Annotated in this window: 15 protein-coding genes and 1 pseudogene; 5 read left to right on the top strand and 11 right to left on the bottom strand. The window is 61.4% G+C overall.

Annotation, left to right across the window (positions count from 1 at the left end; translation table 11 throughout):
- Nucleotides 1–76 precede the first annotated feature (76 nt).
- The 3 genes from FKM97_RS25315 to FKM97_RS25305 are packed head-to-tail and all read right to left on the bottom strand — an operon-like array spanning nucleotide 77 to nucleotide 2,969.
- Nucleotides 77–1,138, bottom strand: a complete 1,062-nt coding sequence (locus tag FKM97_RS25315; protein ID WP_144295250.1) for an AraC family transcriptional regulator — start codon at nucleotides 1,136–1,138, stop codon at nucleotides 77–79.
- A gap of 48 nt (nucleotides 1,139–1,186) precedes the next feature.
- Complete coding sequence (locus FKM97_RS25310; protein ID WP_144295249.1) at nucleotides 1,187–1,819, bottom strand: TetR/AcrR family transcriptional regulator; 633 nt, start codon at nucleotides 1,817–1,819, stop codon at nucleotides 1,187–1,189.
- Complete coding sequence (locus FKM97_RS25305) at nucleotides 1,809–2,969, bottom strand: acyl-CoA dehydrogenase family protein (protein ID WP_144295248.1); 1,161 nt, start codon at nucleotides 2,967–2,969, stop codon at nucleotides 1,809–1,811. Before FKM97_RS25305 ends, FKM97_RS25310 begins: the two co-directional genes overlap by 11 nt.
- A 163-nt stretch (nucleotides 2,970–3,132) precedes the next feature.
- On the opposite strand from FKM97_RS25305, the gene FKM97_RS25300 reads away from it, so the two are divergent.
- Nucleotides 3,133–4,245 (top strand): CaiB/BaiF CoA transferase family protein, encoded by a 1,113-nt coding sequence (locus tag FKM97_RS25300; RefSeq protein WP_170241140.1) that lies wholly within the window; start codon nucleotides 3,133–3,135, stop codon nucleotides 4,243–4,245.
- A gap of 215 nt (nucleotides 4,246–4,460) precedes the next feature.
- Here FKM97_RS25300 and FKM97_RS25295 read toward each other — a convergent pair whose 3' ends face one another.
- The 8 genes and pseudogenes from FKM97_RS25295 to FKM97_RS25260 form a co-directional block, all read right to left on the bottom strand.
- Complete coding sequence (locus FKM97_RS25295; protein ID WP_144295246.1) at nucleotides 4,461–4,742, bottom strand: hypothetical protein; 282 nt, start codon at nucleotides 4,740–4,742, stop codon at nucleotides 4,461–4,463.
- A 98-nt stretch (nucleotides 4,743–4,840) separates the two neighbouring features.
- On the bottom strand, nucleotides 4,841–5,128 hold the full coding sequence (locus FKM97_RS25290) for a hypothetical protein (protein WP_144295245.1): 288 nt from the start codon (nucleotides 5,126–5,128) through the stop codon (nucleotides 4,841–4,843).
- A gap of 24 nt (nucleotides 5,129–5,152) precedes the next feature.
- Nucleotides 5,153–5,758: a hypothetical protein gene (locus FKM97_RS25285; RefSeq protein WP_144295244.1), complete on the bottom strand. Its 606-nt coding sequence runs from the start codon at nucleotides 5,756–5,758 to the stop codon at nucleotides 5,153–5,155.
- Nucleotides 5,758–6,639, bottom strand: a complete 882-nt coding sequence (locus FKM97_RS25280; protein WP_144295243.1) for a hypothetical protein — start codon at nucleotides 6,637–6,639, stop codon at nucleotides 5,758–5,760. The genes FKM97_RS25285 and FKM97_RS25280 overlap by 1 nt, the downstream gene beginning before the upstream one ends.
- 250 nt (nucleotides 6,640–6,889) lie before the next feature.
- Nucleotides 6,890–7,855: a TIGR03557 family F420-dependent LLM class oxidoreductase gene (locus tag FKM97_RS25275; protein WP_144295242.1), complete on the bottom strand. Its 966-nt coding sequence runs from the start codon at nucleotides 7,853–7,855 to the stop codon at nucleotides 6,890–6,892.
- Between the two features lie 80 nt (nucleotides 7,856–7,935).
- Complete coding sequence (locus tag FKM97_RS25270) at nucleotides 7,936–8,247, bottom strand: Atu4866 domain-containing protein (RefSeq protein WP_144295241.1); 312 nt, start codon at nucleotides 8,245–8,247, stop codon at nucleotides 7,936–7,938.
- A gap of 129 nt (nucleotides 8,248–8,376) precedes the next feature.
- Nucleotides 8,377–8,910: a nuclear transport factor 2 family protein gene (locus tag FKM97_RS25265; RefSeq protein ID WP_144295240.1), complete on the bottom strand. Its 534-nt coding sequence runs from the start codon at nucleotides 8,908–8,910 to the stop codon at nucleotides 8,377–8,379.
- Nucleotides 8,911–8,954: 44 nt separating this feature from the next.
- Nucleotides 8,955–9,176: pseudogene (locus tag FKM97_RS25260) on the bottom strand (SDR family NAD(P)-dependent oxidoreductase); the annotation flags it as partial.
- Nucleotides 9,177–9,273: 97 nt separating this feature from the next.
- Here FKM97_RS25260 and FKM97_RS25255 point away from each other — a divergent pair.
- From FKM97_RS25255 to FKM97_RS25240, 4 genes are all read left to right on the top strand, one after another.
- Complete coding sequence (locus FKM97_RS25255; protein ID WP_144295239.1) at nucleotides 9,274–10,164, top strand: LysR family transcriptional regulator; 891 nt, start codon at nucleotides 9,274–9,276, stop codon at nucleotides 10,162–10,164.
- Between the two features lie 78 nt (nucleotides 10,165–10,242).
- The gene (locus FKM97_RS25250; RefSeq protein WP_144295238.1) at nucleotides 10,243–11,001 is read left to right on the top strand and encodes a sulfite exporter TauE/SafE family protein; all 759 of its coding nucleotides are present in this window, start codon (nucleotides 10,243–10,245) and stop codon (nucleotides 10,999–11,001) included.
- 46 nt (nucleotides 11,002–11,047) lie between these two features.
- Nucleotides 11,048–12,784, top strand: coding sequence for a cis-3-hydroxy-L-proline dehydratase (lhpI, locus tag FKM97_RS25245; protein ID WP_205015305.1), 1,737 nt, complete (start codon nucleotides 11,048–11,050; stop codon nucleotides 12,782–12,784).
- A 36-nt stretch (nucleotides 12,785–12,820) separates the two neighbouring features.
- Nucleotides 12,821–14,074 (top strand): NAD(P)/FAD-dependent oxidoreductase, encoded by a 1,254-nt coding sequence (locus FKM97_RS25240; RefSeq protein WP_144295237.1) that lies wholly within the window; start codon nucleotides 12,821–12,823, stop codon nucleotides 14,072–14,074.
- Nucleotides 14,075–14,288: the final 214 nt, after the last annotated feature.

The following is a 14,288-nucleotide window of genomic DNA, read 5'->3' as shown; positions in this document are numbered from 1 at the left end:
GGTTCTCGTTGCGGAGCTCCATAGGGTCAAACGGAGGGGCAAGGTTGTCCCTCATATTTCATCTGTTTGTACCCTGTCAGCGATGCCGATATTGTTCGGGCGAAACTCCGGTCCAGGTTTTGAATGCACGGCTGAATGCGCTCGGCGTGGAGAAGCCGAGACGCTCGGAGATTTCGGTTATCGTGTATTTCTCACCCATGAGGTGGAATATCGCGGTATCAAGGCGGAGGTTGTCCTTTATCTTCTGGAACGTATTACCCTCTGCGCGAAGACGGCGTCTAAGGGTCTGCTCCGTCATGGCCATGTCGCTGGCGACAGTCTTCGCATCCTGCGGCTCGTCTGGATGCTTTCCGCTCAGAACCACATAAACACGGTTGGTCAAGCTGTCATTCCCGATCAGCTTGTTCAGAAGGTCCAGCGGAGCCCGATCGTTGAAAGCACGCAAGTCGCCAGCCGTCTTGAGCACTGGAAGCCTGAGAAAATCGGCATCCATTGCGATGAAGTTGGGGCCGACGATGCCGAACTCGTGTGACGTGGGGAACAAGAATACATATTCGTCTTTATTGCGAACCGGATCGTAGGAGAACCCGCTTCCCGTCAGCCGCATCGCTTGACCGGCAAGCCAGGACGAAAAGCGATAACCGATGCACAGGAACGTCTCGACCATAAAATGGACGAAGTCCTGATCCGGACGAGCGAGTTCGACCTCGAAGCGCACCTCTTTTCCGAGCGGCCGCACCGCCAAGCTAACATCCGGAGTCACCACTGAGTAGAAGCGGCAGATCTTTTCCAGCGCCTCTCCGATCGTCGGCGAGTTCGCGGCATATTCGCAGGCGATGTTCAGCGTTTGCTGGCGGAGTGGATGAGGAAGAAACCCGAAGGACTCATCGTGAGTGACCGCAACGATGCGCCTGTAGAGGTTCACATAGCTCTCGATCGCGACTCGGGCTCGCGGCTGCGCTAGGACGACAGGCGGGATATTCACTTCCGCCAGCAACTGATCGACGAGCACCGACTGACCGCGGATGCAGTGGAGGATCGTTTCGGGATAGTGGTTGCTGACGGTCAGGGTCTTCATGGCGATGGATGTGTGGGGACGCGGTTTACGGGCTGGCGCGACTGGTTCGCTCTGAACCATTTATCGACTTTTGAATGTGCCATACCGGATATTCAATTGAATGCTTAGTCAAGGAGACAACAACCTGACGATCTTCACGAAAGCAGCCTCTATCCAGGCAGTGTCCTGACCGCGACTTGCGTAGCGCTGGAAGAACTCAACCCGTGCCACGGTGAGCATGAGGGCAACCGCCTCGAGTTCGCGATCGTCGAACGAGGTGAACGCTCCTTCCGCTTTGCGACGACGCAAGGTACGCGTATAGCGTCGGAGAACGTCATTCATGTACGCGTCATAGGTCTTCGCCGCGTAGACCTCTGATTCCTTGAACAGACGCATGATCGGGGAGCCCGAGTTCAGATACCTGAAATACGCCTTGATGGCTCGCTCCTCGCCTTCGATCGCGTCCTTCGCCTCATGTGTTTCCTGCGATAGGGCGGAGATGAGCAGTGCGCCCACGTCTGGCAGCAGCTGGTCGAACAAGTGCTCACGACTGTCGAAATGTTGGTAGAATGCCCCGAGCGAGATCCCCGCTCGCCGGGTGATCTCGGTGATCGTCGCACCCTCGAAGCCGCTCTCGCCGACGATTTCGGCAGCAGCTTTGATGAGCGCATTGCGGTTTTCCCGTGCCCGTTGCTCGCGCGACCTCCTCTTGCGCCGCGGCCGCAGCCCCTCAGGATCACCGGACTGTGCGTCAGAGTTCATATTCTGCAACGATCGACGGCATGGACTTGGCGATGATCTGACGCATGATCTCGTTCGTGCCACCGACGATGCGCTGGGATCGGGCGTCGGCAAATGCTCGCGCTATCGGATAATCCCACATGAACCCGTATCCGCCATGCAACTGCAGACACCCGTCGAGCACACGGCCTTCCATTTCCGTGATCCAGGCTTTCGCCATGGCAGCGGTCACTGGATCGAGCCGATTGTCCACAGACTTCGCTATGCAGTCATCGACGAAAACACGTCCGACCTTCGCTTCCATAGCGAATTCGGCAAGCTTGAACTGGGTGTTCTGATAGTCCCACACGTTTTTGCCGAACACCTCACGCTCGTTCGTATACACCAAAGTGTCAGCAATGGCTCGCTCCGCGACGGCCATAGCCTGAACGGCGATCAACAGTCTCTCCCAGGCAAGGTCCTGCATAAGATAGCGGAAACCCTGTCCTTCCTCGCCGATAAGGTTTTCCGCCGGAACACGGAGCTCTTCAAAGAAGAGTTCGGCAGTGTCTTGCGCCTTCATTCCCAGCTTGTTGAGAAGTTTGCCACGGTTGAACCCCTTCATATTCGACTCGACGATGAACAGCGAAAGACCTTTGGCGCCGGCCCCTGGATTCGTCTTGGCTACGACGATGACGACATCGGCCATCCAACCGTTCGATATGAAAGTTTTTGAGCCGGTGAGCACATATTCGTTGCCGTCGCGCACGGCCGTGGTGCGAATTCCCGCTAGGTTCGACCCTCCGCTTGGTTCGCTCATGGCGATTGCCATGATCTTTCTTCCGGCGATCAGTTCAGGCAACCACTTCTTCTTTTGCTCCTCGCTGCCATAGGCAGTGACGTAGGTCGAGGACATGTCGGAGTGAACCCAGAAGCCAGGCCCCGACTGGCCGGCATACGCAGCCTCTTCCAGCATGACGACTGGATAGAGCCGATCCGCTCCGGCACCACCATAGGCTTCGGGTGCGGTCATGCAGAGGAAACCCGCCTCGCCAGCCTTCTCCCATACACGGCGGTCAAGATGTCCTTGCTTCTCGAAGTCTTCACGATAGGGGACCACCTCTTCATTGTAAAATCGTCTCGCCGAGGCTCGAAACTGATCGTGTTCTTCTGAGAAGATGGTGCGAGTCATTGTTCGTTTCCTCCAAAACGGGAAGGCCAGTTCATGCTCATCGGTGTGACGCCATTATAAGCAGCCCAACATGCAATCACCATAAAATGAAAGTTGTTTCAATATTCATTTTATGTTTATGAGTTCATGCGTCTTAGGCCGGCGTCAGCCAAAGGGGGTAGACATGTCTGGACCGCTTGTCGGGCTTCGTGGGATCGAGTTTGCCGGAATTGGACCTGCGCCGTTGGCGGCTATGTTCCTGTCAGATCTCGGCGCAGACATTCTTCGCATAGATGCTCCCTTCTCACGGGAGCCCAGCGTCACGATCGATAGGGCAGCCGACGTAACGACGCGAGGGCGACCGGCCATTGTTCTCAATCTAAAATGCGAACAGGATCGCAACCGTCTCTTGGACCTCTGCGTCCATGTCGATTTTCTGATCGAGGGTTTCAGACCAGGCGTGATGGAACGTCTTGGCCTGGGTCCTGACGTTTTCGACCGGGTCAATCCGCGTCTTATCTACGGACGCATGACGGGTTGGGGGCAGACCGGACCACTTTCTCAACGGGCGGGGCATGATATCAACTATATTTCCGTAGGGGGTGCTCTTCATCCGCTCGGCCCAGCCGATCACGTGCCCCCTCCACCGCTCAATCTCGTGGGCGACAATGGAGGTGGTGGCCTGCTGCTGGCTTTCGGCATCCTCGCCGCCTGCATGGAAAGACAGAGGTCCGGGAGGGGACAGGTCGTGGATGCGGCCATCGTAGACGGGACCGCCGCGCTGATGGCCCCCTTTTTTGGCATGCTTGCCACCGGCAAGTGGTCCTTGGACCGGGAAAGTAACATAATCGACGGGGCCGCCCCCTGGTACAGGGCTTACCGGACATCCGACAACCGCTTCATCGCGATAGGTCCGATCGAGACCAAATTCTATCGTAAACTGATAGAGTTGCTGGAACTGGAGGAGGATGCACTGCCGGATCAGTTCGACCGATCACGATGGCCGGAATTGACGTCCTTGTTAGAGAGAACATTCGCAACGAGAACGCGCGACGACTGGTGTCGGATCTTGGAACAAGATGACACTTGCTTCTCCCCAGTGCTCGATATCGGAGAAATGATCGAGCATCCGCACATTGCCGCGCGCCGGACGATTGTCGTCAAAAACGGACTGGCGCAACCGGCCCCCGCACCGCGCTTCTCCCGCACGCCTGCAGAGCTGGCCGAGGCCGACTTGGCGCCGGACGCAAGTGTCGAAAGGCTGCTCGAGCGCTGGTCGTCTTCCGACGTGCAGTAGCCGATCTTGAGCTACGTTGCGAGGCTTCGATGCCTGGCCTGCTCGGAACGCACACCCATGCAGCCGACGCCCGCAGCGCCTCCTGCAGGGGCCTGGCTCGATCCGTAAGTTCGTGATCCACTCGCGTCGGGATGGTCGCAAAGGCGGTGCGCCTTACCAGAGGGAGCGTCTCGGCCGCTCCGGTCGAAGAGGATGCATGGCCGGGCCTAACACTTTCAGGGGGCCAACGGCCAGACAAGACCATAGCTAGCTTTCGCAAGCTCCTTGCTGAAGCTGTGGTGCTCGCCAGTCAGCGTTGCCCTGTCCAACGCCACGTAGAACAGCGCCTCGGCGTATTGCTGAGCTGCATTGGCAGACGTCCAGTCGATGCCTCGGTTGCCATTATGCACGAGGGCCGAGCGAAGATTGTAGAGCGCTTTCAGCCGCGAGGCGTGGCGTTCGCGCTCTGCGTTGTTGTTGCTCAGCATGACCGCGGCATGGCGCGCGATTGTCTGCACGACCGGAGCGCTTTTGTCCGTTCCCGAGAGCAGCGCCTCGATCGCGGTAAAGAAGTAGAGCAGGTGTTCGGCCCGATCCGCCGACTGACGGCCGCGGGTCAGCCAACCGAGACCTTGTGAGACGTGCGCGGCAAGGTGGCCTTAGTGGGCGCGAAGATCGCCGCGGCTTTGGCCTGGAATTCTGGCGTGGCGACCGTCGCTTCGCCCGAGTCGATTTCGTACCAGGGCAGCGTCGTGCCCCCACCCACGATCACCTTGGGGCCCTCTAGCTTGACGCCCTGGTTTTGCCAGATGGGCTTTTGCATCGGGTGAGGTTCGCGGCCACCGGTCGCCGGCGGTATGCCCTTCCAATCCGCGTGGCTCAGGCGCAGGAGGCTTACCGCCACGTCGATCAGCCATTTGGCTTCCTCCTAGACATTTTCAGCAATGGCGTCGACTGAAACCACCCAGCAGATCCCGTACAGCGTGATCGATGCCGTTCCGGCATGAAGAGTCATACTAAACTCGTCGCCAGGGATCAGCGTTACGTTGCCTTTCGGATAAGCCGTCTGACGCTCCGTCTGAAGCTCCGAGGTCAGCGTGGCGCGCACATTGCCGATCTGGATGCTCTTCGTCCCGCCGTTGAACCGGAAGAGCCGATTGGGGGCGACATACTCGTAGGTGACGAGACTCTGATCGAACACCGCGTCGATCAATACCGTCGCCATCGCATCGACGCTCTTCCCCTCAAGGACGGACTGATGCGCCGCCTTGAAGAGTATCTGATCCATGGCTCGTTCATGACCAGCCTTGCTGCGCAGGATTTTCATGGCTCGGGCGCGCAACACCGCCATCGTCTCTGCGACGTCGTCAGTAATCTCGACTACGCCCGCGGCGCCGAGCGACATACCGCTGCCCTTTGCAAATCCCGTTGGCGGCGTTTGGGCAGCCGCAGAGTCGCTGAATGCCTTGGCGAAGACCTTAGCTGCAGCGACCAGCCCGGCGTCCTTGCGGTTCGGAGTCCCAGGCTTGTTCATTAGGTGTCCTTCTCGCCGATCACCACCGCCTTGCGGGTCGAGTGAAACAGTTCGCCGGTACGGCGCGCTGCTTCGCCCTCCTCCTCGTCTTCCCGCCACGGCCAGACGAGCGGCAGAAGGCTGTCCACCGGGAGTTCCGTCTGGAGCGTATCGAGGATCACGTACCAATGGTCCGCCTTCGCCTGATACTTGTTCTTGCGGCCAATCGCGGCGGCGGCCGCCTGGCTCTTTGCCGAAAAATCTTTGGTCACAGCGTAGGTCAGACCGCCGCTTCCCGACGGCACCGAAAACGCCTTGACCGCCTTTTGCGTTGTGGCCACCTCCTCGCGCACGCTTTGAATCATCCTGGAGACCTCCTCGAGCGCCGTGCTTGAGAACTCGTAAAAGTCGATGACAACAGACGCAATCTCCGGCGGTGCCGTCTTCAGACTGGCAAGCAGATCGCTCACAAGCGGAATTTCGAGGGTTTCAAGAACGCCCTGCGGCGGCGCTGCTTCAATGCCCAGATCCGCTGCGATCATAAAGTCATCGACCAGGGTCGCAAAATCGCATTCGATCAGAAGAAACGTGTTCTCGTACAGCGCCAGCTTCGCCCGGATGTGGTAGCCAAGGTAGTTGTACTCGCTGTCCGAAACGGCCATGTCAAATACATCGCCGCGCGACTTCAGGTAGAACAGCATCTCGATCGACGTCGGCAACATACGTGCCACGCAGTCGAGGACGCCGATGTCCCAGATGACGGGTGCCGGTGCATTTTCCGGCCGCTCGAGAAGGCTGCGCGAAAGCGTTGTCACGGCGGGGAAAGCGGCTTTGTGAGCCCCGATGGAGAAGTGCGACAGATCAAGTCTCAAAAGGATAGGGCAGGACAGGTTCACCACCATGGTTGGACCTAATCCCGGCGACGAGCTCACTGCCTTGCATGCCCCCTTTCGTGATGGGAAAGCCTGCGTGCAGCCACTTCAAGCGAGCGAAGGTCCCTAATGCTACCCCACTGCTGTGCCACCACCGCATCGGATCGGGCATATGAGAAGGCTGAGTTAGAAGACAATCCTGCCAATACGCGGAAGCCTCGGTTATTGGCGTCCCTGGCTCACCCCCTCAGGCTGTTAGCCTCGCCCACGCCGCGCCAATTCAGGCAAACTCGCGAAGGCCTTCCCGCAGTTCCGTCTCGAAGAAACTCATGAATCTCTCCTGGTCGGGGCCGGGACAGGTGAGCACGACATGATCATAGCCGGCCTCCACATACTTCCGGATCAAGCTCATATGCGTCTCCAGATCCGGGCCAGCCGCGACTGTGCCGGCGAGGTCTTCTGGTTCAACGAACCGCGTCGCCGCCTCGAAACCCTCCACCGAAGGCAGTTCGCTGTTGACGGCCCAGCCCAGCGCTGAAAAGCGGAAGCGCTCATGGGCGATCTTCAGCCCCTCCGCCTCGGTCGGCGCATAGGCCAGAACCGCCTCGGCATAGCAGGGCCCCTTTGCTTTTCCCTTCGCGCGAAAGCCGCTCACCAGCTCCGGGTTCGGCTCGGTCGTCATGATGCCGTCGGCCTTCTCGGCTGCCAGCGCCACGGATTTCTCCCCACTCACGCCGAGCACGATGTCGATCGGGGCATCCGGCAGATCATAAAGCTGCGCGTGATCGACGACGAAATGTTGGCCCTGCCAGCTGTGGACGCCGCCCTTCCAGAGGGTCCGGCAAATCTCGATCGCCTCGCCCAGCATGTCGTGGCGCTCCGGCACGGAGGGCCAGCGCACGCCGGTTACATGTTCATTGAGACGCTCGCCGGCACCCAGCGCCAGGGTGAAGCGGCCCTCGCTCATGACGGCGATCGTGGCTGCGGCCTGCGCGATGATCGCGGGATGATAGCGCAGGATGGGACACGTCAAGCCGGTGGCGATGCCAATCCGCGATGTGGCATGGGCGATCGCGCCCAGCACGCTCCAGGCGAACGGCGCATGTCCTTGCGCCTCGAGCCACGGATGGAAATGATCGGAGATCGAGAGGAAGTCGAACCCGGCGGCCTCTGCGCGGCAGGCATTCTTGACGAGGGCAGCAGGACCGTGCTCCTCAGTCATCAACTTATATCCGAACTTGACCATCTCGTCCTCCGACGCTGCCTCGAACTCCTCTCTCTAAATGCGGGAGGCACCGCAACGATCCCTTCTGTCCCATCTCCCCGTCACTGGCGATAGAGGATCATTCCGGCGTGATGCAGAACGTCGTCGATGAAGTCTCCGTCGGCGGTGAAGCCGGTATCGTCCCAATACTCGATATGCGTGCCGGTCACTTCATAGCGTCCCTCATAGGCACGCTCTCGTGTCCCGCGCGCCTCGACATAGCGGCCGGTGGGCAGAAGTTCGTGACGGATGCGACCGTCTTGCGTGACCCAAAGGCCGGCATAGGGGTGGTTGTCTTGCACTGTCTTTTCCTCGCTGTGCACGGGCTGCGCCAGAAGCGCTGCGGCGATGAGGGCGGCGGCGATACGCTGCATGGGAAGCTCCTCGTTTCCTGTGAACCTTGTCTGTGGGGATGGGTCGGCGCGCGTGGTGCCGCCGCTCCATGTCCGCCTCACCGGGTGGACGGCGGGAAGCCGCCGATCCGTTGAGGCGTGTCGTGACGGCTACGGCTGGCGCGGCTCGTTGTTGTCGACGACCTCCTGATAGGCGACGAGGTCGAGGAAAGCCTCTGCCTCGACGACAGAGCCGTCCTTCATCCGGAAGATCCAGACGAACTGGTTGGTGTAGGGCGTTCCGGAGGTCGTGGTGGCGGAGGCGTCGAAGCGGATGATGACCGTGTCGCCTGCAGCCCAGATGTGGCGCACCTCCGGTGTCAGCGGGCTCGCAAGGCGGCTCACGAGCGGAGCCGATGCGCGCTGCACGAAGTCCTTGACGCCGTTGTAGACGCCGGCGACCGGGCCGGAACCATGGATGGTCCAGCGGACGTCGGGGGAAAGCAGATCGAAGACGCTGCCGCGTCCGGCGCCCCATCCTTCGAAGGCTTCCCGCACGATGGCTTCGTTCCGGATCTTGGCTTCGGAAGCCGGCGCGGCTTCGGTGCTGGCCTGTGCTGGCGTGACGGCGGCGACGAAAGCCAGGGCGACCAGCAGCGGGCGTAGGGCTGCCGTCGCCTTCACGGTCGGTAGGAGAAAGGTCATGAGATCACTCCATTGGTTTGGGGGTCTGTCGTGATTGGGGGTGCCATCGCAGCACCGGCGAAGGCAGCCATCGACTGCCGGTCGGTGACATCGAGCACCCGGGCCATGGCGGTTCCGCCCGCAGCGCGAATTTCGGCGGCGATGGCTTCGATGCGGTCCAGTCGGCGTGCGCCGAGCAACACCGTCGCGCCAGCGCCGCCGAGCTCCTTGGCGATACCTTCACCGATTCCGCTGGAGGCGCCGGTGATCAGGATAATCTTGTCCATGCTGGTCTCCATTCATGCGTTCAGGGAAAAGATGGACCCTCGCGACTGGTGCTGGTATCGGTCATCTTCTTGACTGGATGGTTAGCCACGCTGGACAATGAACATCGACCTGAACCTCCTGCCTTTGTTTCTCGCCGTCGCTGAGGAGCATAATTTCCGCGCCGCTGCCGATCGTCTGGGCGTGACGCGCTCCGCCGTCAGCCAGGGGATGCGGCGGCTCGAGGATGCTTTCGGCACGGCGCTTGTGATGCGAACCACGCGGTCCGTACGGTTGACGGAAGAAGGCGAGCGTCTGCATGACGCCCTGTCGGGGCCGCTCTCCGATGTCCGCACGGCGCTTGAGGGCGTGGCGGCCGAGAACGCACCACGCGGCCTGCTCAGGATTGCCGCAACCTCGATTGCCGAGAAATTTCTGTCGGGGCCGCTCATCGCTTCCTTCGCGGCGGCCCAGCCCGGCGTGACGATCGATGTCACGGTCACGGACGAGGAGTTCGACATTGTTGCCGCGGGCTATGATGCCGGCGTCAGGCTGGGCGAGGTCATTGAGCAGGACATGATCGCGATTCCCCTGACCGGCGATCAGCGGGAAACGGCGGTGGCAGCCCCCGCCTATCTTGCCACTTACGGCGTGCCGCTGCATCCCCGCGACCTTGTCAATCATCGCTGCATCGGCTGGCGGCCGGCGCCCAACGTCGCACCGCATCGCTGGGAATTCGTAGAGAACGGCATTCCCTTCGACGTGGCGGTCGAACCCCAGATCACCACCAATGATCTGCGGCTGATGCTGCGCACCGCCCTCGCCGGGGGCGGCATCACCTTTGCGCTGGAAGAGAATTTCCGGCCATTCGTGGACTCAGGCGAACTCATACCCCTGCTAGGCGAATTCCTGCCGCCATTCCCGGGCTTTTTCCTCTATTACCCCCAGCGTCGCAATATGGCGCCCAAGATGCGCGCTTTGATCGACCATATCGGGCGGTCGAGAGAGTGAGCGGGCAGGCTTCTTTTGTTGACCTGAGGGGATCATGGCTTCGAAACTTGAGACCCAGGGCAGAAGGCACGTTCCACGATGACTGCAGCCGACGTGACGTTCGCGGCCGCAGTGATCGCTGCGGTCTTTTTCACCGGCATATCGAAGGGCGGCTTCGCGGGCGTTGGCATGATCGCGACCCCGCTGATGGCTCTGGTCATGCAGCCGGTGCAAGCCGCCTCGGTCCTGCTGCCGGTGCTCCTGATCCAGGACGTTTATAGCGTCATCGCCTACAGGAAGAATTTTGACGGGCGCAATTTGGCGTTCCTCCTTCCCGGCGCACTCGTCGGGATCGGCCTGGGCTATATGCTGGCCGCCTATCTCTCCCAGGGGATGGTCAGTTTCGCCATCGGATTGATTGCGATCCTGTTCTCCCTGCGCAGCCTGTTGCGCAGGCCGAATCCGTTGCGACGGCCGGCAAGTGCAGACGTCGCACCCGGCCTGTTCTGGGGGGCGGTGGCGGGGTTCACCAGCATGATCACCCATGCCGGCGGCCCTCCCTTTCAGATCTACGTCATGCCGCAGCGCCTGAGCCGCGACGTCTTTGTCGGAACGGGAGCGGTGTTCTTCGCCGTGATCAATTGGATGAAGGTGCCGCCATACCTGATGCTCGGACAGATCACGGGCCAGACCCTGACCCTGTCCCTGATCCTCGCGCCCTTGGCGCTTGTCTTCACCTGGGTGGGCATCCGCTTGGTGCGCCTCGTCGACACCGAGCGCTTCTACCTCATCGCATATTCGGTGCTGTTCTGCGTCGGCGTGAAACTTTGCTACGACGGATTGGCCTTTTTCTTCTAAGAGATACTGCGGCCGGAGCGGGTGAACGTCGTTGAAGAAGGGGCACATGTCGGACAACTCCATCCTCGGGGACTGCCTCGTGCCGGGCACAGCTGCCGGCGCGGTGCTCTATTCCAGCGTGGGACTGAGTTTCATGGGCGGCGTAAGCCCGACGACGGGGATCATCACCGACACCCACCATCCGCTGCGCGGCGAAAGCGTCTGCGGCAGGATCCTCGCCATCCCCAGCGGACGCGGGTCCTGCGGCGGCAGCGTGGTCATCTTCGAGCTGCTCATGAACGGCCATGCTCCAGGCGCACTCATCATTCAGCACCGGGAGACGATCCTCACGCTGGGCGTCATCATCGCGCTGGAGCTGTTCGCGAAGGGGATCCCGATCATCCGCCTGGATGCCGCGGGTTTCGCGGCGCTCGCCGAGGCGGAGCACGCCGAGGTGCGTGACGGAACGGTGACCCTGTCCGGCAAGGCGTCGCCGACATCCGAGGCCTGCGCACATTTGCCGGAACTCGATCTCAGCCGTTTCCACCTCAGTCCTGGCGACCTCCGCTTTTTGGCGGGTGACTTCGGCGAAGCGCAGCGGATCGCCATGCAGATCATTATTCGAACCGCCCAGCTCGAAGGCGCTGACCGCCTCGTCGATGTGGACATGGCACACATCGATGGCTGTTTTTATCAGGGCCCTGCAAGTCTCCAATTTGCACGGAAGCTGTGCCAGCTTGGCGGCCGTGCGCGCGTGCCCTCCACGATGAATGCCCTCTGTGTCGATCGACGGCAATGGCGTGATCTGGGCGTGTCCGACGCGATCGGTACGCCATCGGACGATCTCGCGGATGCCTATGTGGAGATGGGAGTAAGGCCCACCTACACCTGCGCACCCTATCTCCTCGACAGCCCGCCTGTCTTCGGCCAGCAGATCGCCTGGGGGGAATCAAACGCTGTGGTTTTCGCCAACTCCGTGATCGGAGCGCGGACCATGAAATATCCCGACTATCTCGATATTCTGGTCGCCATGACGGGTCGGGCGCCCGACGCGGATTGCCATCGCGATGGGCCGCGCCTGGCTACGGTGAGAATTGACGTGATCTGTCCACGGCAGCCGGACGATGCCTTCTACCCCGCCCTAGGCTATCTCATTGGGAAAATTGCCACCAACGAGGTTCCGGTGGTCTGCGGCCTGGAGCATCTGCCGGTGACCCATGATGATCTCAAGGCGTTCGGGGCCGCCTTTGCGACCACCTCCGCCGCCCCCATGTTCCACGTCCTGGCCATCACCCCCGAAGCGAATTCACTTGAACAAGCTGTAGGGCCGGACGGCCCAACCCGCAGCGTGACTGTCACCCTGCACGACCTGGGCGAAACTTGGCTCGAGCTCAACACCGCGGAAACCCCTGAGGTCGGTCTCGTATCATTGGGCAATCCACACTTTTCGCTGACGGAGTGTGAGCGTCTTGCCCATCTCTGCGACGGCCGGGCGAAGTCCGATCAGGTCAGCGTGATCGTCACCTGCGGTCGCGACGTCTACGCGAAGGCCGACGCTGCCGGCTATGTCGAGCGCATCACCGCATTCGGCGGAAGATTCATGACCGATACCTGTTGGTGTCTCATCGGCGAACCCATCGTTGCTCCGGACATCACAAACATCATGACCAATTCCGGAAAATACGCTCACTACGGGCCGGCCGCGGTCAATAAGGGATTCCACTTTGGCTCCCTCGAAACCTGCGTCGACGCAGCCTGCAGCGGCGGGGTGAAGAGCGGGCTTCCGGGGTGGCTTACAGTGTGAACGCGACGGGCAATCAATCGGGAGACCGGAGAACTCATGTCTGAAAAGATCGGTGTAACGCCATACGATGTCGCCGTGCTGGGCGCCGGCATAGTCGGCATCTCGACGGCGCTCGCTGCGGTTCGCCGCGGCAGGCGGGTCGTCGTGATCGACCGCCGCGAACCGGGCCGCGAGACGTCCTATGGAAATGCAGGCGTCATCAGCTCCGGCAGCTCTCTACCGGAAAATCAGCCCGCGCTTCTGAAAAATCTCTTCGGATATATGAGGAATCAGAACCCTGGATTGCGCTATGACATGGGCCACGTACTCCGCAGCCTGAGATGGACCCTGGGGTTCCTGGCGCACGCGACGGAGGCCAGCACTCAACGGCGCACGGCCGCCCTCCATGCTCTGATCCAGCCCTCCTGCAAGCTGCATCGTAAATGGCTCGTTGAGGCCGGCATGTCCCATCGTCTGCGCGAGACGGGATGGCTGAAATTGTGGCGCACGGGGGGCTCGGAGGATCTGCGCTTTGAGCAGGCTCTGCTCACCAGCCTCGGCGTGCGAACGGAAGTTCTGGATCGCCAGTCGATCTCCGCCCTCGAGCCCGACATCACGCCCATCTTCGCGGAGGGCCTTCTGCACGCGGACACGGGCTCCGTCGATTCCCCCGGCAAGGTGGTGGCCGCCTATGCCGCAATGCTGGCCGCCGAAGGGGGCGAGATCCGCAGCGCTTCTGTCGACCGGCTCGAGCACCGGGGCGATCAGTGGCGCATTCACACCGATGCCGGCACCCTCTCCTCGACGCATGTGGTCGTCGCCTTGGGCCCCTGGTCCGCAGACCTTCTCGCCACCCTCGGCTATCGACTGCCGTTGAACTTCGAACGCGGCTATCATCGCGAATTCCGCATGGACCAGGGCCGAAAACTACGCCGCCCGATCCTGGATGTGTCCGGCGGCTACGTGGCCACCCCCATGGAGAATGGCGTCCGCATCACCAGCGGCGTGGAGCTGGCGCACCGGGATTCGGTCTCGAATTTCGGTCAGCTGGAGAACGCGATCGCCAAGGCCGAGACCTTTCTTCCGCTTGGCCAGCCGGTGGACATCGCGTGGCGCGGGGCGCGGCCGACCTTCCCCGACAGCATGCCGGCGATAGGTCGCGCCCCAAGGCATTCCGGCCTCTGGATGGCGTTCGGACACCAGCATATCGGGTTCACCACGGGTCCGGCGACCGGCGAGGCGATCGCCGCCATGATTGCGGCCGACACCCCGCCCTTTGACGTTAAGCCGTTCGACCCTGCGCGCTTTTGAGCGAACCGGAGACGCTGGGAAACCACCCGAGAAAACGCCGAGGATCTGCCCTCCGACCGCACCAATTGGATCGATCGGTGGGCAGCATCTTACCGCTCTCTACTGGCTCCCCCCGGTGGCGGGCGCTGTTGGCGCGGGTGCGGGCTCGGCGGGCGCAGCGGGTGCCGCAGGGACGGGCGCAGCGGGCGCGGCGGGCGCAGGCTCGGCAGGGGCC

The sequence above is a fragment of the Rhodoligotrophos appendicifer genome (genome assembly GCF_007474605.1).
GTDB classification, from domain to species: Bacteria; Pseudomonadota; Alphaproteobacteria; order Rhizobiales; family Im1; genus Rhodoligotrophos; species Rhodoligotrophos appendicifer.
The sequence above is the reverse complement of the archived record's forward strand: the minus strand, read 5'-3'. Positions and strand labels throughout refer to the sequence as shown.